Annotated in this window: 15 protein-coding genes and 1 riboswitch; of the genes, 8 read left to right on the top strand and 7 right to left on the bottom strand. The window is 72.2% G+C overall.

Annotated features, from left to right (window positions below):
- Nucleotides 1–2: 2 nt before the first annotated feature.
- Complete coding sequence (locus QTQ03_RS16290; protein WP_289278788.1) at nt 3–1,160, bottom strand: hypothetical protein; 1,158 nt, start codon at nt 1,158–1,160, stop codon at nt 3–5.
- A gap of 413 nt (nt 1,161–1,573) precedes the next feature.
- Between QTQ03_RS16290 and QTQ03_RS16285 the strand changes: the two genes are divergently transcribed.
- Nucleotides 1,574–4,435, top strand: coding sequence for an alpha/beta fold hydrolase (locus tag QTQ03_RS16285; protein WP_289278787.1), 2,862 nt, complete (start codon nt 1,574–1,576; stop codon nt 4,433–4,435).
- The gene (locus tag QTQ03_RS16280) at nt 4,435–5,364 is read left to right on the top strand and encodes an ABC transporter permease (protein ID WP_289278786.1); all 930 of its coding nucleotides are present in this window, start codon (nt 4,435–4,437) and stop codon (nt 5,362–5,364) included. Before QTQ03_RS16285 ends, QTQ03_RS16280 begins: the two co-directional genes overlap by 1 nt.
- Here the strand turns inward: QTQ03_RS16280 and QTQ03_RS16275 are convergent.
- Nucleotides 5,359–6,039, bottom strand: a complete 681-nt coding sequence (locus tag QTQ03_RS16275) for a DUF4232 domain-containing protein (RefSeq protein WP_289278785.1) — start codon at nt 6,037–6,039, stop codon at nt 5,359–5,361. The two genes, QTQ03_RS16280 and QTQ03_RS16275, sit on opposite strands and share 6 nt — an antisense overlap.
- 1,410 nt (nt 6,040–7,449) lie before the next feature.
- Nucleotides 7,450–7,586: riboswitch (SAM riboswitch) on the top strand.
- Nucleotides 7,587–7,596: 10 nt separating this feature from the next.
- Here QTQ03_RS16275 and thrC point away from each other — a divergent pair.
- The 3 genes from thrC to paaN all read left to right on the top strand — a co-directional run bounded on the left by thrC (nt 7,597) and on the right by paaN (nt 11,883).
- On the top strand, nt 7,597–8,883 hold the full coding sequence (thrC, locus tag QTQ03_RS16270) for a threonine synthase (protein WP_289278784.1): 1,287 nt from the start codon (nt 7,597–7,599) through the stop codon (nt 8,881–8,883).
- Nucleotides 8,884–9,140: 257 nt separating this feature from the next.
- Complete coding sequence (locus QTQ03_RS16265; RefSeq protein ID WP_289278783.1) at nt 9,141–10,157, top strand: GNAT family N-acetyltransferase; 1,017 nt, start codon at nt 9,141–9,143, stop codon at nt 10,155–10,157.
- Between the two features lie 52 nt (nt 10,158–10,209).
- Complete coding sequence (gene paaN / locus QTQ03_RS16260) at nt 10,210–11,883, top strand: phenylacetic acid degradation protein PaaN (protein ID WP_289278782.1); 1,674 nt, start codon at nt 10,210–10,212, stop codon at nt 11,881–11,883.
- Between the two features lie 9 nt (nt 11,884–11,892).
- Here the strand turns inward: paaN and QTQ03_RS16255 are convergent, their stop codons facing one another.
- Nucleotides 11,893–12,438, bottom strand: a complete 546-nt coding sequence (locus tag QTQ03_RS16255) for a GNAT family N-acetyltransferase (RefSeq protein WP_289278781.1) — start codon at nt 12,436–12,438, stop codon at nt 11,893–11,895.
- A gap of 210 nt (nt 12,439–12,648) precedes the next feature.
- Here QTQ03_RS16255 and QTQ03_RS16250 point away from each other — a divergent pair, with 210 nt between their 5' ends.
- From QTQ03_RS16250 to groL, 3 genes are all read left to right on the top strand, one after another.
- Entirely contained in the window at nt 12,649–12,852 is a 204-nt protein-coding gene (locus QTQ03_RS16250) for a cold-shock protein (protein WP_013288855.1), read from the top strand.
- A gap of 359 nt (nt 12,853–13,211) precedes the next feature.
- Nucleotides 13,212–14,066, top strand: coding sequence for a hypothetical protein (locus tag QTQ03_RS16245; protein WP_289278780.1), 855 nt, complete (start codon nt 13,212–13,214; stop codon nt 14,064–14,066).
- Nucleotides 14,067–14,340: 274 nt separating this feature from the next.
- Nucleotides 14,341–15,963, top strand: coding sequence for a chaperonin GroEL (gene groL / locus QTQ03_RS16240; protein ID WP_289278779.1), 1,623 nt, complete (start codon nt 14,341–14,343; stop codon nt 15,961–15,963).
- A 135-nt stretch (nt 15,964–16,098) separates the two neighbouring features.
- Here groL and QTQ03_RS16235 read toward each other — a convergent pair whose 3' ends face one another.
- From QTQ03_RS16235 to QTQ03_RS16220, 4 genes are all read right to left on the bottom strand, one after another.
- Nucleotides 16,099–16,302, bottom strand: coding sequence for a hypothetical protein (locus QTQ03_RS16235; RefSeq protein WP_289278778.1), 204 nt, complete (start codon nt 16,300–16,302; stop codon nt 16,099–16,101).
- Nucleotides 16,303–16,387: 85 nt separating this feature from the next.
- Complete coding sequence (locus QTQ03_RS16230) at nt 16,388–17,317, bottom strand: GNAT family N-acetyltransferase (RefSeq protein WP_289280861.1); 930 nt, start codon at nt 17,315–17,317, stop codon at nt 16,388–16,390.
- A gap of 118 nt (nt 17,318–17,435) precedes the next feature.
- Nucleotides 17,436–18,332 carry an IS3 family transposase gene (locus QTQ03_RS16225; RefSeq protein ID WP_169600148.1) on the bottom strand — a complete coding sequence of 299 codons (897 nt, stop codon included), beginning with the start codon at nt 18,330–18,332 and terminating at the stop codon, nt 17,436–17,438.
- A complete protein-coding gene (locus QTQ03_RS16220; protein WP_502889683.1) occupies nt 18,329–18,649 on the bottom strand; it encodes a transposase in 321 nt (106 codons plus the stop codon). Before QTQ03_RS16220 ends, QTQ03_RS16225 begins: the two co-directional genes overlap by 4 nt.
- Nucleotides 18,650–18,727: the final 78 nt, after the last annotated feature.

Here is an 18,727-nt window from a genome sequence, read left to right as displayed (position 1 = left end):
GCCTACCGGGCAGCATCGAACAGCTCCCACTGCGCGGTGTTCGGGTCCCGGGTTGGAACGTCCGTGGGAAGCGGTCGGGGCTCGGCGGGCTGCTGCCAGCCGTCGGCGGCGGCCAGCGCGGCGGGCTCCTCGGCCGGTGGCCGGGGCCCGGCGGCCCGGCGGGCCGCCGGGCGGAGGGCGGCGAGGGGCACCAGCGCCAGTACCGCCAGGAAGACCACGGTCAGCGCGGCTGCTCCGACCGCGAGCCAGCGGTCGCGGTCGAGACCGTCGCGACGGTCGGCGAGCAGCGTGTCGAGTTCGTCGAAGATGACCGGTTGTAGCTGCCGGGCGGCGGCCTGCGCGGTCGACCGGGCCGCGGCGAGTTGTGCCGGATCGATCGCGCCGGGGGTGGAGTGGGCCGCCAGCGCCTCCACGGACCGCTGGTAGGTGTCCAGCGGGGTGAGTGCGTTGGCGCCCAGGTCGGTGCTCTCCGAGCTGTCGACCGCAGCGCGGAGGTCGGCCACCAGGGCGCTGGCGGGCGCCAGCGCGGCGACGCGGGCGGCCGCCAGCTCGGCCACGGGCTGCTGGGCAGCTGGCTGGCGGGCGGCGAGCACGGCGAGGTCGGCGAGCCGTCCGGTGGCGACGACCGCCTCGGGCAGCTCCTCGCCAGCGCCGTCCTGGAGGAAGAAGGTGTCCGGCTCCGGGTCGCGGACCAGTCCCGAGGTCTGACGTATCTTGCGGTGCAGGGCCAGCAGCAGGTCGGTGACCGTGACGTACGCCGCGTACGCCGTGTCCGGCTCGGTCGGCCCACGGTCCCGCAGCGCCTCGATCTTGGCCCGCAGGCCGGCCCACCGCTCCCTGCTGCGTAGCTCGTCGCCGAGCCGTGCGTCGACCGCGGCGGCGGCCTCGACCGTGCGGGTCAGCGCGTCGCCGGGGACCGGTCGACCGGTGACGGCGGCGGTCTGCGCGTCCACCAGCGCGTCGGTCACCGGGGAGAGCGCTCGCAGGTACTCGATGCCGAGGCGTTCGGCGGTGACCAGGTCGTGGTCGTCACCGAGGGACCGCCAGGACTGGACGAAGAGGACGGTCAGCGGTGCGAGGAGCGTCAGCACCAGTAGCGACGGCAACAGGCGACCCGTGACGGAGGGTCGGCGGCGGGCCCGCGGCGCGGGGAGGGTCATGGTTGGTACTCCTGCGGCGGAGGTGGAAGGGGAGGTAAACGGAACGTGGGCGTTGGCGGAACGTAGGCGTTGGCGGGCATCCGTGAACGGCAGCGAGTCCCGTACACCGGACCCGGAAGTTAGCGGACGCTCCACGAGCTCTTCTCGTCGTCGTTCAGTCGGGTTCGCGTCACCTGGCGCAAAGTCACGCACCGCGCAGGGGGTCGGTACTGAGCGTGCGATCAACGAGGATGACTTGGTGGAATCAGGCGGATATTCCCTGGAAGATCGGAATTCACGCGATCCGAATTCATCTCGCCGGACGGTCCGGGCGGGACGCGGTCGCCCTGATCGTCGGCACCGATCGGGGCAACCGGACGGACGTACGGAGGATCTCAGGCATCACTCAGGATCCGGGCCGTACCGTGTCCCGCATGAGATCGCCGTTCTCGGCAGCGTGGATCCGGCATGCCCTGCCCAACCGCCGGCGCGCGGTGGCCACCGCGGTGGTGGTCGCCCTGCTCGCCGCGGTCGCGGCCTGGGCGGTCCGGCCGCAGCGGCCGGGGCCGCGCACCGCGTCGGCGCTGCTCACCGTCTGGTCCGGGCCGACCGGTGACGAGCCGGTCGACCTGGACACCACCCTGTACCTGCCGGACGGCGCGTCCGCTGTCGCGCAGGTGCCGGCGGTGCTGCTCGGACATGGCTTCGGCGGCACCAAGGAGTCGGTCCACGCCGATGCCGAGGAGATCGCCGGCCGGGGGTACGCGGTGCTGACCTGGACGGCGCGCGGCTTCGGGCGCAGCGGCGGGCAGATCCACCTGAATCACCCCGACTACGAGGTGCGGGACGCGCAGCGTCTGCTGGACTGGCTCGCCGCCAGACCGGAGGTCCGCACCGACACCGCCGGCGACCCGCGGGTCGGCGTGGTGGGCGGCTCGTACGGCGGTGGCCTGGCGCTGCTGCTCGCCGCCCGGGACACCCGGGTCGACGCGATCGTCCCGATGATCACCTGGAACGACCTCTCCCGCGCGTTCCTGCCGGAGAACACGGGCAAGGAGCCGGTCGCGGGGGTGTTCAAGAAAGGCTGGGCGGGGTTGTTCTTCGGCGGCGGCAACGTCGGCTCCGGACCCGAGGGCAGCTCGGGAGCGACCGGCGGCCAACCGGCGGGCGCCCCCGCCCCGGCTGGGCCGCCCGGCCCCGGCCCGGGCGCCGGTCCCGGGAGCGTTCCGGGACGGGCCCCGGCCGGTGCCGACCCGTCCTGCGGCCGGTTCGCGGCCGACGTCTGCGCCGCGTACCTGCGGATCGCCACCACCGGCCGGGCCGACCAGGCCGCCGTCGACCTGCTCCGCCGCTCCAGTCCGGCGGGTGTGCTGGACCGGATCCAGGCACCGGCCCTGCTGGTGCAGGGCGCGGCGGACACCCTCTTCCCGCTCGCCGAGGCCGACGCCAACGCGCGGGGGATCGCCGCGAACGGCACCCCGGTCCGGGTCGCCTGGTTCACCGGTGGCCACGACGGCGGAGAGGGCCCGACGACCGACTCGGACCGGGTGCGGTTCCTGACCGCGCAGTGGCTCGACCACTACGTCAAGGGCGAGGGCCCGGCGCCGGGCGACGACTTCACCTTCTCCCGGATCGCCGGGTTCGACGCCCTGGATCGAGGCCTGGTCGCCAGCGGGTACCGCAGCACCGACTACCCGGGGCTGACCGGCACCGGACGCCACCAGGTGGTGGTGGCCGGTCCGCCGCAGCGGATCGCCAACCCGCCGGCGGGCAACCCGGCCGCGATCTCGTCGGTGCCGTTCGCCGGGGAACTCTCCTCGCTGCTGGGCGGGGTCGCCGGGGACGTCCCCGGCCAGCACGCCCGCTTCGAGTCCGCGCCGCTGCCGGCTGCGGTGGACGTGGTGGGCGCGCCGACCGTCTCGATCCGCGTCGCGTCCCCGACCGGGGAGGCGGTGCTCTTCGTCAAGCTGTACGACGTCGACGGGGCCGGTGCGGCGACCCTGCCCAACGGGCTGGTGGCGCCGGTCCGGCTGACCGGGTTGCCGCGCGACGTCGGGGACGCGGCGCCGGTCACCGTCACCCTGCCGGCGGTCGTCCGCCGGGTCGAGGCCGGGCACCGGCTGCGGATGGTGGTCGCCACTTCCGACCAGGCGTACGCCACCCCGGTCGAGCCGACCGGGTACACCGTGGCCCTCGACGACGGCGCGGTGGCGCTGCCCACGGTGGCCGCTGAGCCGATCCCGACCGCGGCTGCCGGGTGGCGCTGGGTGCTCGCCGGTCTGCTGGCCGCGATCGCGGTCGGGCTGGTCGTGGTCGTCGCCGTCCTGCGCCGTCGGCACCGCCGCCAGGAGAGCAGCGTCCACCCGGACTATGCGGACACCCCGCTGGTCGTCCGGGAACTCCGCAAGGAGTACGCGGACGGCTTCGTCGCGGTGTCGAACGTGGACTTCGAGGTGCACCCGGGCCAGGTGGTGGGCCTGCTCGGCCCGAACGGTGCCGGCAAGACGACCACCCTGCGGGTGCTGATGGGGCTGACCCAGCCCACGGCCGGCGAGGTCTACGTGTTCGGGCACCGGCTGGTGCCGGGCTCGCCGGTGCTGTCCCGAATCGGCGCGCTCGTGGAGGGGCCTGGTTTCCTGCCGCACCTGTCTGGCCTGGCGAACCTGCGGGCGTACTGGCGGGCCACCGGTCGGCCGTGGGCGGACGCGCACGTCGACGAGGCCTTGGAGATCGCCGGGCTGGGCGCCTCCGTACACCGGAAGGTCAAGACGTACAGCCATGGCATGAAGCAGCGCCTGGCGATCGCCCAGGCGATGCTGGGGCTGCCGGAGTTGCTGGTGCTCGACGAGCCGACCGACGGGCTCGACCCGCCGCAGATCGCCGAGATGCGCCGGGTCCTGCGGCGGTACGCCACCGGCGGGCGCGCGGTGCTGGTCTCCAGCCATCTGCTCGCCGAGGTGGAGCAGACCTGCACCCACGCCGCCGTGGTGAACAAGGGTCGGATCGTCGCGGCCGGCCCGGTCGGGGAGATCGTCGGCGAGTCGCCGAGTGTGCTGGTCGAGGTGACCGACCAGGCGGCCGCGCGGACCGTCCTGGACCGGATGGCGGGTGTCCGGGTGCTTCCCGACGGGGACGGCCATCTCGTCGTGGACACCAACGGCACCGCCCGCAGCGAGGTGGTGGCCGAGCTGGTCCGGGCCGGTATCGGGGTGGACCGGGTGGTGCCCCGGCGCCGCCTGGAGGACGCCTTCCTCGCCCTGGTCGGCGAGAATTCTCGGGGAAGTGGGGACCGGTGATGGCGGGCACGACGGTCGAGCCGGGTACGGGCGGTTCCAGTGGCGCGGCGTCCGGCGGCGCGGCGTCCGGCGGCGCGGCGTCCGGTGCGGCGGCGGGCTACCGCCCGTCCGCCACGCTGCCGTTCGTCGCCGAGTTCCGCCGGCAGGCGTCCCGGCGGCGCACCCAGCTCGCGCTCGGGTTCATGGTGCTGCTGCCGCTGATCATCCTGATCGCGTTCCAGTTCGGCTCCGGCGACGACGACAACGGGCGGGGCGAGTTCGGCAGCCTGATCGAGCTCGCCACCACCGGTGGGTTGAACTTCACCCTGTTCACCATCTTCGTCTCCGCGTCGTTCCTGCTGGTGGTCGTGGTGGCGCTGTTCTGCGGCGACACCGTGGCCAGCGAGGCGAGCTGGGGCAGCCTGCGCTACCTGCTCGCCGTGCCGGTGCCCCGCGCCCGACTGCTCGCGGTGAAGCTGCTGGTCGCGCTCGCGTACTCGGCGCTGGCCCTGCTGCTGCTCGCCGGCACGGCACTGCTGCTGGGCACTCTTCGCTACGGCTGGGCGCCGCTGCGCAGCACGGTCGCCGCGCAGCTGGACCCGGGGGAGGGGCTGCTGCGGCTGCTGGCGGTGCTCGGGTACCTGGCCGTCGTACTCCTGGTGGTGGCCGGCCTGGCCGTCCTGCTGTCGGTGTCGACCGACGCGGCGCTCGGCGCGGTCGGCGGCGCGGTCCTGCTCTGGATCCTGTCCAGCATCCTCGACCAGATCACCGCGCTCGGAGTGCTGCGCAGCTTCCTGCCGACGCACTACAGCACCGCGTGGCTAGGCCTGCTGTCGACACCCATCCAGACCGACGACGTGGTCCGGGGCACGATCTCGGCGGTCAGCTACGCGACGCTGTTCTGGGGCCTGGCGTTCTGGCGCTTCACCCGTAAGGACGTCGTGTCATAGCAGCGACACGTCCGGCACCGCAGTCCCGTCGACGGACGATCCCCGGGTCGGCGTGGGGGCCGTGGGGGCGGGTGTCTCCGGTGGGCGTCTCTTCCAGGGGCTGACTCCGATCCGACCGGTGTTGCCGAGGTCGATCCCGCCTTCCGTGTCGACCTCCTGCCCGGGCTGGCCGGCGCCCGGTGCGACCTCCATCTGCTCGGCGTTCGTCGCGACGACGGTCGGGTCGGTGACCAGGTTGCGCCAGAGCACGGTGGCGCGGGCCCGCTCGCCGGGGGCGAGGACCAGCGGCCGGGGTGGGTCGTCGAAGCCCGAGGTGATCCCCTTCGCCCCGGGAACGACCCGGACCGGCACCGGGCCGTTGTCGCCGTCCCGCAGGCGCAGCGCCGGGTAGCCGTGCAGCGGGTAGGAGCGGGTGCCGCAGTTGGACAGCTCCAGCCCCATCGCGCGTAGCCCCATCGCTGCGTCGACCCCACGTGACCGGATCCGAACCCCCGACTCCGGGCAGTCGGCCGACGGCGTTCCCTGCGGGGCGACCGACGACGGCGGCACTGTGGCGGAGTCGTGCGCCGGCGTGCCGGTCGCTACACAGCCGGCGAGCAAGAACGCCGTGGCTGCGCCGGCAGCGGCGATCGACGGGGCGGACTGGCGGGCCGGCATGGGGGTGCGGGGGAGCATTGGTTGATCCTCGCATCCGCGCCGGTTGTGGTCGCGGGAGTGCCCCCGTGGCTGCCCGCCCGTGCGATCGTGGCCCGCTGTGGAACTGCCCCGTCCAGGAGACCGCTGCCGGGGACGGTGCCGCCGACGCCGCTGTGGAGCTCGACCACCCAGGCCGCGCCATCGGCCCGCATCGGCGCATCGGCCCGCCAGCACGCGCCACGTACGCGCGCCACGCGCCACGCGCCAGCATGCGCCACGCGCCAGCATGCGCCACGCGCCAGCATGCGCCACGCGCCAGCATGCGCCACGCGCCAGCATGCGCCACGCGCCAGCATGCGCCACGCGCCAGCATGCGCCACGCGCCAGCATGCGCCACGCGCCAGCATGCGCCACGTATGCCAGCACACGCCACGTATGCCAGCACACGCCACGTATGCCAGCACACGCCACGTATGCCAGCACACGCCACGCGTGCCAGAACGCACCGATACACCCGGTATATCTCCGACATATCCGCCACATCCGATGCGTCCGACGCACCCGGCAGCTTCTCGGACGCCGTCACATGCGTCTCCTTTGTCGAGGCGGGTGCCGGGGCCGTGCAAACCGAACGTGCTCGGCCGTTCAGCCGAGCACGTTCGGGTGGTTGTGGACGGCCTGCGAGCTGCCCAGGGTCAGGGTCAGCGCATCGACGGGGCGATGCTCTGCTCCGCTCGGCGCGGGCGACGGGCCTCGGCGATGGTCGGCTGGCCGGCTCGGCGATGGTCGGCTGGCCGACGTCGCGTCGACCAGCCGAAACGGCTCACCACCGAGACCGTCTAGGCGATCACCGACTTGCGGGTTCACCGACTTGCGGGTTCACCAGGCCAAACCCGGGTGGCTTGGTCCTACTCGGCATCACCTGACCGACTTGGCTGGTGCCCGTGCGGCCAGCCAAGTGCCGACCCCGCGGTCTTGCCGACGTAGTGCACCGGTGGCGGCTCGGCCGTTGGTGATGCTGCCGCCACAGAAGCGGCCTGCGGTCCCGGTAACGGGGCGGACCTGGCGGGCATCACGTTGATCTCCGACGGGACGACGGTGTACGGGTTGAGGTCGGTCAGCTCGGCGACCGGCGCCTGGTCGGCGGCGCCGTCGGGGTGCAGGCTGCCGGCGTCGGCGGGCAGGGCGCCGATCGCGGTCCCGTCGCCATCGGTGACACTTCTGTGATGGGGATCCCGGTCCGTGGTTGGGAGGCCCGCCGGAGATGCGGCTTTCGCAGCAAGGGCGCCGGGTGGAGCGGGTGCGATAGCACAAACGGGGCAGCCCCAGAGGGCGTGAGAGGATTGTCCCCGCGCTGCGGAGTAGGTCACATCTGGTCACAGGGTGGGAAGCGGTCGTCGCCAGCCGACGGCCGGTGCTTAGACTCGGCGGCGCACGGCACAACTGAATACCTCATCCAGAGGGGCTGAGGGATACGGCCCGACGACGCCCCGGCAACCACCCCGCGCGCTCACCGCAGAGCGACGAGCGGGGCAGGTGCCAATTCCGTCCCCGCCGCGGAGCGTGACGCGGGGGAAAGATGAGAGGAATCTCGACATGACGTCGACGCTCGCCCCCACAGGGATCGACACCACCACCAGCCCGGCCCGCGCCCTGGTCTGCCGTGCCTGTTCGGCCCGCTACCCGCTCGCCGCCCAGCACGCCTGCTACGAGTGCTTCGGGCCATTGGAGGTCGACTACGACACCGCCGCGCTGGCCACCATCACCCGCGAGCAGATCGAGGCCGGCCCGCAGAACATCTGGCGGTACGCGGCGCTGCTCCCCGCCGGTCAGGACCCGGCCACCCGGGTCACCCTCGACCCGGGCTGCACCCCGCTGGTCGCCGCCCCGCACCTCGCCGCCGAACTGGGCATCACCGCGGCGCTGTGGGTCAAGGACGACAGTGCCAACCCGACCCACTCCTTCAAGGACCGGGTGGTCTCGGTGGCGCTGACCGCCGCGCGAACGCTCGGCTTCAGCCGGTTCGCCTGCGCCTCCACCGGCAACCTGGCCAACTCGGTCGCCGCGCACGCCGCGCGGACCGGCGCCGGGTCGGTGGTCTTCATCCCCAGCGACCTGGAGCAGGGCAAGGTGGTCACCACCGCCGTGTACGGGGGCGACCTGATCGCGATCGACGGGTCGTACGACGACGTGAACCGGCTCTGCGGCGAACTCGTCGAAACCGACGAGTTCGAGGACACCGCGTTCGTCAACGTGAACGTGCGTCCCTACTACGCCGAGGGCTCGAAGACGCTCGGGTACGAGGTGGCCGAGCAGCTCGGCTGGCGGATCCCCGCCCAGGTGGTGATCCCGATGGCCTCGGGTGAGCTGCTGACCAAGGTCGACAAGGCGTTCAGCGAACTGGTCGAGATCGGCCTGGTCGAGGCGCCGGCGGGCGGCTGGAAGGTGTTCGGCGCGCAGTCCGCGGGATGCAACCCGATCACTACCGCGCTGCACGCCGGCAGCGACACCATCACCCCGGTCAAGCCGACCGGTATCGCCAAGTCGCTGAACATCGGTGACCCCGCCGCCGGCGTGTACGCCATCGATGCGGTCCGGCGTACCGGTGGCTGGATGGAGTACGCCGACGACGACGAGATCCGCACCGGCATCCGGCTACTCGCCCGGACGACCGGCGTGTTCGCCGAGACCGCCGGCGGGGTAACCGTGGCGGTGCTGCGCAAGCTCGTCGACTCCGGCCACCTCGACCCGACCGCGGAGACGGTGGTCTTCAACACCGGCGAAGGCCTGAAGACGCTGGACGCGGTGGCCGGCCAGGTCGGCCCGACCCACCGCATCAAACCGTCCCTGCGCGCCGCCCGTGACGCCGGCCTCCTCGGCTGATCTATCCAGGACTCCTCGGCCGATCCGGGTGGTAATCGACTTTTTGCGGTGAGTGGTGAAAACGCGCTGCCCAGGACTTGACGGCAGCAATCGGGCGGCGCAAGATGCTCGGTGCGGGAGGGCGTTTCGCCGGAGACTTTGCGAAGTTCTTACGACCCAGCGCCGGAGGCGTTGTGCGATCGTCCCTCCCGACCACGTCCGATCGGGGCCAGCGAAAACCGTTGGCCCCGATCGCGTTTCCGGCGCAGGCTTGCCTCATGAGCCTGACCGTCACGCCGTATGACGTCTCGGACCCGACCGCGATCGACGAGGCGCACCGGGTCGTCGCCGCGACCGCCACCGATGTGCCCGACTTCCCGGTCCAGACCCGGGACGAGTTCGCCGCGGAAGCGGCCCACCCGATGCCGGGTGCCGTGGTGAGCCACGCCCTTGCCCGGCTCGACGGCGTCCCGGTCGGGCATCTCGTGCTGCGGTTCCCGCAGCTCGACAACACCGACAACGTGAGCGTGGAACTGGCGGTCCACCCGGCGCACCGGCGCCGGGGGGCCGGCCGCGCGCTGCTCGCGTACGCCGTCGAGGCGGCCCGCGAGCGGGGCCGCAAGCGGATGCTGGGGGACACGGTGCTGGCGCTGCCGGACGGGCCGGACCGGCCGGCGGCCGGCGGGGCCTTCGCCGCGGCCACCGGCGCGCACGCGGCGCTGGAGGACGTCCGGCGGCGGCTCGACGTCGCGGCGGTCGACCAGGCCGCGCTGGACGAGCTGCTGGCCGGTGCCCGCGAACGCGCCGGCGGCTACCGCGGGGTGACCTGGCGCGGCCCGGTCCCGGAGGAGTACGTCGCCGACGTGGCCCGCCTGGAGAGCCGGATGAACACGGACGCCCCGCTGGGTGACCTGAAGCTGGAGGCGGAGAAGGTCGACGCCGGGCGGGTCCGGGCGACCGAAAAGGTGCTCGCGGCCCGGGGCCGGCGCGACTACCACTACGGCGCGGTGCACGAGGCGACCGGCCGGCTGGTCGCCTGGACCATGCTGGACGTCAACTCCTACTCGCCGTGGCACGCGTGGCAGCAGACCACCATCGTCGACCCGGAACACCGCGGGCACCGGCTGGGGCTGCTGGCCAAGGTCGAGAATCTGCGGTACACGGTCGAGTCCGAGCCGCAGGTCCGGGCGATCGACACCTGGAACGCGGCGGTCAACGAGCACATGATCCGGATCAACGAGCAGCTGGGGTTCCGCCCGGTCGACGCCTGGACGAACTGGCAGCTGACGATCTGAGCTGTGACACGGCCCTACTGATCGTGCCGCCTTCTGTTGCATGATGGCGGGCATGACGGAGACTCCGCACCCCCTGTACGACAGGCACGCCGACACCCTCACCCGGGCGCTGACCGCGATATCGGAACGCGGGTACTGGTCCGCCTACCCGGAGTCGCCCAGCCCCCGGGTGTACGGCGAGACCGCCGCCGCCGACGGCAAGGCCGCCTTCGAGGCGTACCTCGGTCACGACTTCCCGCTCGACCAGCCCGGTGACGGGAGCACGGTCGCCACCGAGGTCAGCCCGTTCGGCGTCGACCTGGGCGTCCGCTACCCGCACGCGGCGCCGGACCAGCTCGTCGCCGCCGCCACCGCCGCGCTGCCCGCCTGGCGGGACGCCGGGCCGCAGGCCCGGGTGGGTGTCTGCCTGGAGATCCTGGCCCGGCTGCACCGCAACATCTTCGAACTGGCCAACGCGGTGCAGTTCACCAGCGGTCAGGCGTTCGTGATGGCCTTCCAGGCCGGCGGCTCGCACGCGCTGGACCGCGCGCTGGAGGCCGTCGCCTACGCGTACGCGGAGATGACCCGGCACCCGGGGACGGCCGGCTGGGAGAAGGCGGCGGGTAAGGGGGACCCGCTGCGGATGACCAAGACTTTCCACGTGGTGCCGCGCGGGATGGCGGTGGTGATCGGCTGCAACACCTTCCCCACCTGGAACTCGTACCCGGGGCTGTTCGCCTCGCTGGTCACCGGCAACCCGGTGGTCGTCAAGCCGCATCCGCGGGCGGTGCTGCCGCTCGCGATCACCGTGCGCTACGCCCGGGAGGTGCTCGCCGAGGCCGGCTTCGACCCGAACCTGGTGTTGCTGGCTCCCGAGGCGGCCGGGGAGAAGCTCGCCTCGACGCTGGCCCAGCATCCGGCCGTGAAGATCGTCGACTTCACCGGCTCCACCGAGTACGGCGACTGGCTGGAGGCCAACGCCCGGCAGGCGCAGGTCTACACCGAGAAGGCCGGCCTGAACCCGATCGTGGTCGACTCGACCGACGACTTCGCCGGGATGTGCCGCAACCTGGGTTTCACGCTGACCCTGTACAGCGGGCAGATGTGCACCACCTCGCAGAACATCCTGATCCCGCGCGACGGCATCGAGACCGACCAGGGGCACAAGAGTTTCGACGAGGTGGCCGCCGGCATCGCGGCGGCGGTCGGCAAGCTCACCGTCGACCCGGCTCGGGGCGTCGAGTTGACCGGTGCGATCGTCAACGACGGGGTGCTGGAGCGCCTCGACGAGGTGACCAAGGTCGGCGAGCCGGTGCTGGAGTCCCGTCCGCTCGAGCACCCGGCGTTCCCCGGCGCGGTCGTCCGGACGCCGACCATCGTCAGGCTGGATGCCGGCGACACCGGGACCTACTCGCGGGAGTGGTTCGGCCCGATCTCGTTCGCCATCGCGACCGACTCCACGGCGCACAGTCTGGAGATCCTGCGGTCCACCATCGGTGCGAAGGGCGCGCTGACCGCCGCGGTCTACTCCACCGACGATGCGGTGCTGGACGCGGCCGAGACGGCGGCGATCGAGGTCGGGGTGCACCTGTCGGCCAACCTGACCGGCGGGGTCTTCGTGAACCAGTCCGCGGCCTTCTCCGACTTCCACGGCAGCGGCGCCAACGCGGCGGCCAACGCGGCGCTGACGGACGCCGCGTACGTGGCGAACCGGTTCCGCATCGTCCAGAGTCGCCGCCACGGCTGACGGGCGTGCTCACACCGCGCGGCGCATCCGCAGCTCGGTGAGGGTGGGGATCGTGGGGTGCGGCACGCGGACGCCGGTGTCGAGGAAACCCAGTCGTCGGTACGCCCGGTAGGCCCGGTCGTTGCCGACCACCACCTCCAGCATCAGCTCCCGCCGACCGCCGGCGCGCGACCAGCCGGCCACCGCATCGATCAGGTCGGCCAGCAGCCCGGTGCCGCGCCAGGCCGGGGTGACGTACACGGCGTAGACGACGGTGAGCCCCGGCTCGTCCGGGGCCACCGTGCCGCCGGCGTGGCCGACCAGCCGGCCCCCGGGGTCGGCGACGAACTGCGCGGTGTCCGTGCCGGTCGACGTGTAGGCGACGCGGGCGGCGTACTCGGCGTGCGGGCGGGCCGCCGCGTCGGCGATCGTCTCGAGGAAGGCGAGCGGCGAGTCGGCGAGCATCTCCAGCCGGAGGGCCCGCATCCGGGCGCCGTCCCCGGGCCGGATCCGCCGCACCTGCGCCTGTCGTGCCGTCACCCGCTCCGGGCCGGGCCGGCCCGGAGTGCTGGTCATGCCCGCATGCGTACCACAGCGGCGGACGGCAATGCGCATCGCTCGGAATATGCCCGATTTGTGGTCGTGCGCCGCCGTCACGCCTCGTGTAGCGTGCGATTTCGGTCACCGATTCAGCGACCGTCCCCGATCGCCGAACCGGTGCCGTCCCGCGGGCCGGCGCAGCGGACCGCGGGTAGTGATACGCCGCGCATAGTGAGGAAGTGCACCGTGGCACAGGGCACCGTGAAGTGGTTCAACGCCGAAAAGGGCTACGGCTTCATCGCCGTCGACGGCGGGCAGGACGTCTTCGTTCACTTCTCCGCCATCGAGATGGATGGCTACAAGGCGCTGGACGACGGCCAGCGGGTGGAGTTCGAGATCGCCCAGGGCCAGAAGGGGCCTCAGGCCGAACGGGTACGCGTCATCGCCTGAGTCGGCGAGCGGCCCCACGGGTGGGGCCGACCACCCCGGCCGTGATCCGATCCACGGCCGGGCGGGGGTGCGGTGTCGGCGCCGCACCGGGGAGGATGAGCCGTTCCAGCTATCGCTGAGGAGGGTTCGTTGTCCGACCAGCCGCCTCCGACCGTGCCGTCTCCCGCGCCGGGCGACCCCGACCCGGCTTCCGGTGCGCGGCCGGCAGGTCCAGTTCCGGGTGCGCCGCCCCGGGGCCGTACCCCGGTTATCCCACCCCGGAGTCGTCGTGGGGTCCGGGCGGTGTGCCGCCGGCTGCCCCCGGCCCCTGGTACCCGGGCGCTCACGCCTGGCCCGGCCCGGCGTTTCCCGGTTGGTCCGTGCCCGGGGTTGATCCGAATGATCCACTGGTCACTCCGCCAGGTGCCGGGCTGGACGGCTGGTTCGGTCGCTGCCTCGCTGCGGTCCGCCGGGGTTGGCGCCTGCTCCTGCCGATCGTGTTGCTGACCCAGGTGCTGCCGGCCGCGCTGATCAGCGCGCTCACGTACGCGGTCGATCCCTCGGCGGACTGGGAGGCGGCCGCGGCCGACGGGTCCGCGCTGCTTCCCGACACGTTCGCCACCGATCTGGCCACCCTGTTCGGCGTCGTCATCGGCGGCACTTTGCTCTTCGGTCTGGTGCAGAGCGTCGGGTGGGCGGCCGGCACCTGGGTGATCGCCCGACAGGCGGCCGGCGAGCCGGTCGGGTTCGGTGAAGCGGTCCGCTACGGTCTGCGTCGTGCGCTCGGCCTGTGGGCCTGGACCCTGCTGGTGAGTCTGCTCCTCGGCATCGGTCTGTGCCTGTGCCTGCTGCCCGGTCTCTACGTCGCGTTCGCGCTGAGCCTGTTCGGGCCGGTGTACCTCTTCGAGCGCCAGCCGCCGATCGGCCGCGCCTTCCGGATGTTCCACGACCGGCTCGGGCTGCTGCTCGGCCGGGTGGCGCTGATCATGGCTGCGGTGATGGTGGCGACGGTGGTGGCCGGCGTGGTGGAGTCCGTCGGCTCGGTGCCGCTGGGCGTGGACCCGCTGGGCTCTCCCGGCTCGACGGTGGGGCTGTTCGCCGTGATCGTGGTCGCCGCCGTGCTGTCCCTGCCGGCCTACCTCGCCCAGCAGGTCGGCCTGGTGGTGACCTACGCCGAGCAGCGCGCTCATGAGGGGCCGGTGAACGCGGCGCGGCTGGCCGCGGAACTCGGCTGACCGGGGCGGTCGCGCTTGCACTCGGCAAGGGAGAGTGCTAAACAGGTCATTGGCACTCGCATACCGTGAGTGCCAATGGTCGGGGCGGTAGGGCCACGGCCGTACCGGCGTCGCGAGGCGTTGGTACGGCACATGGCCGGTCGTCGCGGGCTATCCGGCCCGGCCGGCGGACGTCGTCGTCGCCAGGTGGCGACGTCCCAAGGTGCGTACACCAGACGGCCCATCCGGGGCACACCCTCGGGTGGCCCGTGAGTGTCCAGGAGGACAACGCCGTATGGCCAAGATGATCGCGTTCGACGAGGAGGCTCGCCGCGGCCTCGAGCGGGGCATGAACCAGCTCGCCGACGCCGTGAAGGTGACCCTCGGCCCCAAGGGCCGCAACGTCGTGCTCGAGAAGAAGTGGGGTGCCCCCACCATCACCAACGATGGTGTGAGCATCGCCAAGGAGATCGAGCTCGAGGACCCGTACGAGAAGATCGGCGCCGAGCTGGTCAAGGAGGTCGCGAAGAAGACCGACGACGTCGCCGGTGACGGCACGACGACGGCGACCGTCCTGGCCCAGGCCCTGGTCCGCGAGGGCCTGCGCAACGTGGCCGCCGGTGCCAACCCGATGGCCCTGAAGCGGGGCATCGAGTCTGCCGTGGCCAACGTCTCGGAGGAGCTGCTCAAGCTCGCCAAGGACGTGGAGACCAAGGAGCAGATCGCCTCCACCGCCTCCATCTCAGCCGGCGACCCCAGCGTCGGCGAGATCATCGCCGAGGCGATGGACAAGGTCGGCAAGGAAGGCGTCATCACCGTCGAGGAGAGCAACACCTTCGGCCTGGAGCTGGAGCTCACCGAGGGTATGCGCTTCGACAAGGGCTACATCTCCGCGTACTTCATGACCGACCCGGAGCGGATGGAGGCGGTCTTCGACGACCCCTACATCCTGATCGTCAACAGCAAGATCTCCTCGGTGAAGGACCTGCTCCCGATCCTCGAGAAGGTCATGCAGTCGGGCAAGCCGCTGCTGATCATCGCCGAGGACATCGAGGGTGAGGCGCTGGCGACCCTGGTCGTCAACAAGGTGCGCGGCACCTTCAAGTCCGTCGCCGTCAAGGCGCCGGGCTTCGGTGACCGCCGCAAGGCCATGCTCGCCGACATCGCCATCCTCGCCGGTGGCCAGGTCATCAGCGAGGAGGTCGGCCTCAAGCTGGACGCCGTCGGCCTCGACATGCTGGGCCGCGCCCGCAAGGTCGTGGTGACCAAGGACGAGACCACCATCGTCGACGGTGCCGGCGACGCCGAGCAGATCCAGGGTCGGGTCAACCAGATCCGGGCCGAGATCGACAAGAGCGACTCCGACTACGACCGGGAGAAGCTGCAGGAGCGGCTGGCCAAGCTGGCCGGTGGCGTTGCGGTGATCAAGGTCGGCGCGGCCACCGAGGTCGAGCTGAAGGAGCGCAAGCACCGTATCGAGGACGCTGTCCGCAACGCGAAGGCCGCCGTCGAGGAGGGCATCGTCCCGGGTGGTGGCGTCGCGCTGGTGCAGGCCGGCAAGACCGCGTTCGACAAGCTGGACCTCACCGGTGACGAGGCGACCGGCGCGCAGATCGTCAAGATCGCGCTGGACGCTCCGCTGCGGCAGATCGCCGTCAACGCCGGCCTCGAGGGTGGCGTCGTCGTCGAGCACGTCCGCAACATCGAGGCGGGTCACGGCCTGAACGCCGCGACCGGCGACTACGTGGACCTGATGGCCGCGGGCATCATCGACCCGGCCAAGGTGACCCGGTCGGCGCTGCAGAACGCGTCGTCGATCGCGGCGCTCTTCCTCACCACCGAGGCCGTCGTGGCGGACAAGCCGGAGAAGACCCCGGCCGCCCCGGCTGGCCCGGGTGGCGGGGAAATGGACTTCTGAGTCCAGCTCCACGACACCGGGAGGGGCGGGCCGCGTTCAGCGGTCCGCCCCTTCCGCGTATCTCCTCAGGCCGGCACCGACCCGTTCCCGCAGGTCGGCAACCGCCCATTTCCTCATATGGCAGCGGCCGTTTCCTCAGGTCGGCAACGGCCGTTGGTTGCGCCGTTTCCGTGCCCGGTCGTACGGCTGCGGTACGACCGGGACCGGCTCGTCCACCACCGCCGCCGGTTCGTCGGCCGGGGGGTCGTCGGTGCCGTCCATCTCCGCCCGCTGCTCTGCGTCGCCGTAGTCGAAGCGGTCGAAGGGCAGCGGGCCGGGTCGTTCGTCGTCCGTGGTCATGGCGCCTCCTCTACCGAAACGGTAGGGGGCGCCGATGGCCGATGCGGGCGAATGAGACTATCAGGTGATCTATCCTATTCGCCCTTTATCGATCCGCGAGCGTCTTCCGGTACAGGAAGAAGACCCGCTCGATCCGGGCGTCCGCACTGCCCGAGTAGAAGCGCACCGGCCCCACCCAGCCGATCTGCGCCGCCGTGACGCCCGCCGCGCGCTGGTCGGCCAGGCACCGGCGCAACAGAACCGCACCGATGCCGGATCCCTCGGCCGCCGGCGCGGTGCCCATCGGGCCGAACCAACTCGGCCGCGACGAGCCCCAGGCGGCGAACCCGAGCACCTCGCCGTCGCGTTCCGCCAGGTGGCAGCCGGCCCGGTCCCGGCCGACCGAGCCGGCCAGTTCCGTGTCCCAGGTGCCGCCGAACGTCGACCGCGCGAAGGCCGTCAGTGCCGGCAGGTCCGCCGGCCCAGCCCGGCGTACCGTCACGCCCTGGCCGGCCAGCCGTCTCTCGGCCGGCGCCGTCGGGCGCAGGGCCGGGCTTCCGTCGGACGACAGATCGGCGGTCATGTTCCAGGCCGTTCGATCCTGGGTGTAGCCCAAGGCCAGCGCCGCGCAGACCGCCGGCGTGTAGCGCACGTCGACGCCCGGCCAGGCGTAATGCGGGGGGTTGCCGGCCAGCAGCACCTCCACCGCCCCGAGCCCGGCGAACCTTTCCTCGGCGTACGCCAGCAGTGCCCGCCCGACCCCGCGCCGCCGGTGCGCCGGGTCCACGGCGACCAGATCCACATGGCCGAGCGTGCCGTTTCCGCCGGAGGTCGAGCCGATCAGCACGCCGACCAGTTCACCGTTCCGGTACCCGCCCAGCACGACCACGGTCCGGTCGACGGCGGCCCGGGGCCAGAGCACGTCCACGACGGCCGGCGCCTCGGCGGCGTCCTCCGGCAGGTCCAGCGCCTGTCCGCACAGCTGAGTCACGGTCGAGAAATGGTCCAGGGCCAGCTCGACGATCTCCACGTCCACGTCCACGGACGCCGACCCTAGAACACCACAGCCGTTCTGTTAAGAAGGAGCCCTGTTGCCGCTCCGGCCTCCCGGGTGGGGTTGACCCGGTTTGACGGACAGGGTCGGTAAGTTGATCTCACGCTACCTTGCTCGTTGGCCTGCGGGAATAGGCCGTCGCCTCATACTCGGCCGGGCTCATGTAGTCCAGGGTGGAATGGCGGCGGCGGGTGTTGTACCACCCCTCGATCCACTCGAAGATCGCCGCACGGGCGGCGGCCCGGGTCGGCCACGCCCTCCGGTCGAGCAGTTCGGTCTTGATCGTGGCGAAGAACGACTCCGCGACGGCGTTGTCCCAGCACTGACCCCGCCCACCAACCGACAACCGCACCCCGTTGCGGTCGGCCAGCCGGGCGTACTGCGCACTCGTGTACTGGCAACCCCGGTCGCTGTGGAAGATCACCGGCCCGGTCGGGCGTCGGACGGCGATCGCGTTGGACAACGCCTGAGCGGGCAGATCGGTCCGTAGGTGGTCGGCGGTCGCCCAGCCCACAACCCGGCGTGAGGCGATGTCGATGACGGTGGCGAGGTACAGCCAGCCCTCCCACGTGTGGATGTAGGTGATGTCGCCGCACCAGCGGGTGTCGACCCGGCCGGCGGCGACGTCGAAGTCCCGGCGGATCAGGTCCGCCGACAACGCCGCCCCCGGGTCGGGCACGGTCGTGGTGCGCCACCGCTTCGGCGTGCGGCCGCACAACCCGGCGCCCCGCATCAGCCGGGCGACCCGCTTGCCGGAGTGCCGCCGCCCCTGGGCGGCGAGTTCGGCGCGGACCCGGGGTGCGCCGTAGGTGCCGGCCGAGTCGGCGTGGATCTGCGCGATGCGGGCGGCGAGGTCTGCGTCGTCGCGTTCCCGCCGCGACGGCCCGGCACGGTGCTGGTAGTAGGCGGACCGGGAGACCTCCAGCAGCTCACAGGAACGCTTCACGTTCCCGTCGGGCCGCGCCTTCTCCGCCTCGATGAACGGGTACACGTTCACCGGGTCTCCCTCACGAAGAAAGCCGTGGCCCGTTTCAGGATGTCGACGTCCTCGCGGAGCCGGCGGTTCTCCCGCCGCAGCCGCGCCAGCTCGTCGCGCTCGTCGCTGGTCAACCCGTCGCTGCGGGTGCCGGCGTCGATGTCGGCCTGCCTGACCCACTCACGGACCGCGGTCTCGGTCAGGTCGAAGTCCCTCACGACCTGCGCCACCGATCGGTCACCCCGCCGGCACACCTCGACGATCTCCGCCTTGAACTCCGGCGTGAACGCTCTGCGCGGCCGGCGTGGTTTCTTGCCCATGCCTTCCATGATGAACATCCTCCCGAGGAGCACACAGCCCCTCTGAGCTGGGATGTCCGTCAAACCGGGTCAGGCCCAGGGGACGGGCCACGGCGC

The organism is Micromonospora sp. WMMA1363, assembly GCF_030345795.1.
Classification (GTDB): domain Bacteria; phylum Actinomycetota; class Actinomycetes; order Mycobacteriales; family Micromonosporaceae; genus Micromonospora.
Note: the sequence above shows the minus strand (reverse complement) of the source record. Positions and strands in the feature narration are given on the sequence as shown.

What these genes read in the sequence shown, in the direction of transcription:
- groL (WP_289278779.1), top strand. Translation starts at nt 14,341, where the DNA reads ATGGCCAAGATGATCGCGTTCGACGAGGAGGCTCGCCGCGGCCTCGAG.
- QTQ03_RS16275 (WP_289278785.1), bottom strand. Translation starts at nt 6,039, where the DNA reads ATGCTCCCCCGCACCCCCATGCCGGCCCGCCAGTCCGCCCCGTCGATC.
- QTQ03_RS16255 (WP_289278781.1), bottom strand. Translation starts at nt 12,438, where the DNA reads ATGACCAGCACTCCGGGCCGGCCCGGCCCGGAGCGGGTGACGGCACGA.
- QTQ03_RS16280 (WP_289278786.1), top strand. Translation starts at nt 4,435, where the DNA reads ATGGCGGGCACGACGGTCGAGCCGGGTACGGGCGGTTCCAGTGGCGCG.
- QTQ03_RS16285 (WP_289278787.1), top strand. Translation starts at nt 1,574, where the DNA reads ATGAGATCGCCGTTCTCGGCAGCGTGGATCCGGCATGCCCTGCCCAAC.
- QTQ03_RS16220 (WP_502889683.1), bottom strand. Translation starts at nt 18,649, where the DNA reads ATGTTCATCATGGAAGGCATGGGCAAGAAACCACGCCGGCCGCGCAGA.
- QTQ03_RS16235 (WP_289278778.1), bottom strand. Translation starts at nt 16,302, where the DNA reads ATGACCACGGACGACGAACGACCCGGCCCGCTGCCCTTCGACCGCTTC.
- thrC (WP_289278784.1), top strand. Translation starts at nt 7,597, where the DNA reads ATGACGTCGACGCTCGCCCCCACAGGGATCGACACCACCACCAGCCCG.
- QTQ03_RS16290 (WP_289278788.1), bottom strand. Translation starts at nt 1,160, where the DNA reads ATGACCCTCCCCGCGCCGCGGGCCCGCCGCCGACCCTCCGTCACGGGT.
- QTQ03_RS16265 (WP_289278783.1), top strand. Translation starts at nt 9,141, where the DNA reads ATGAGCCTGACCGTCACGCCGTATGACGTCTCGGACCCGACCGCGATC.
- paaN (WP_289278782.1), top strand. Translation starts at nt 10,210, where the DNA reads ATGACGGAGACTCCGCACCCCCTGTACGACAGGCACGCCGACACCCTC.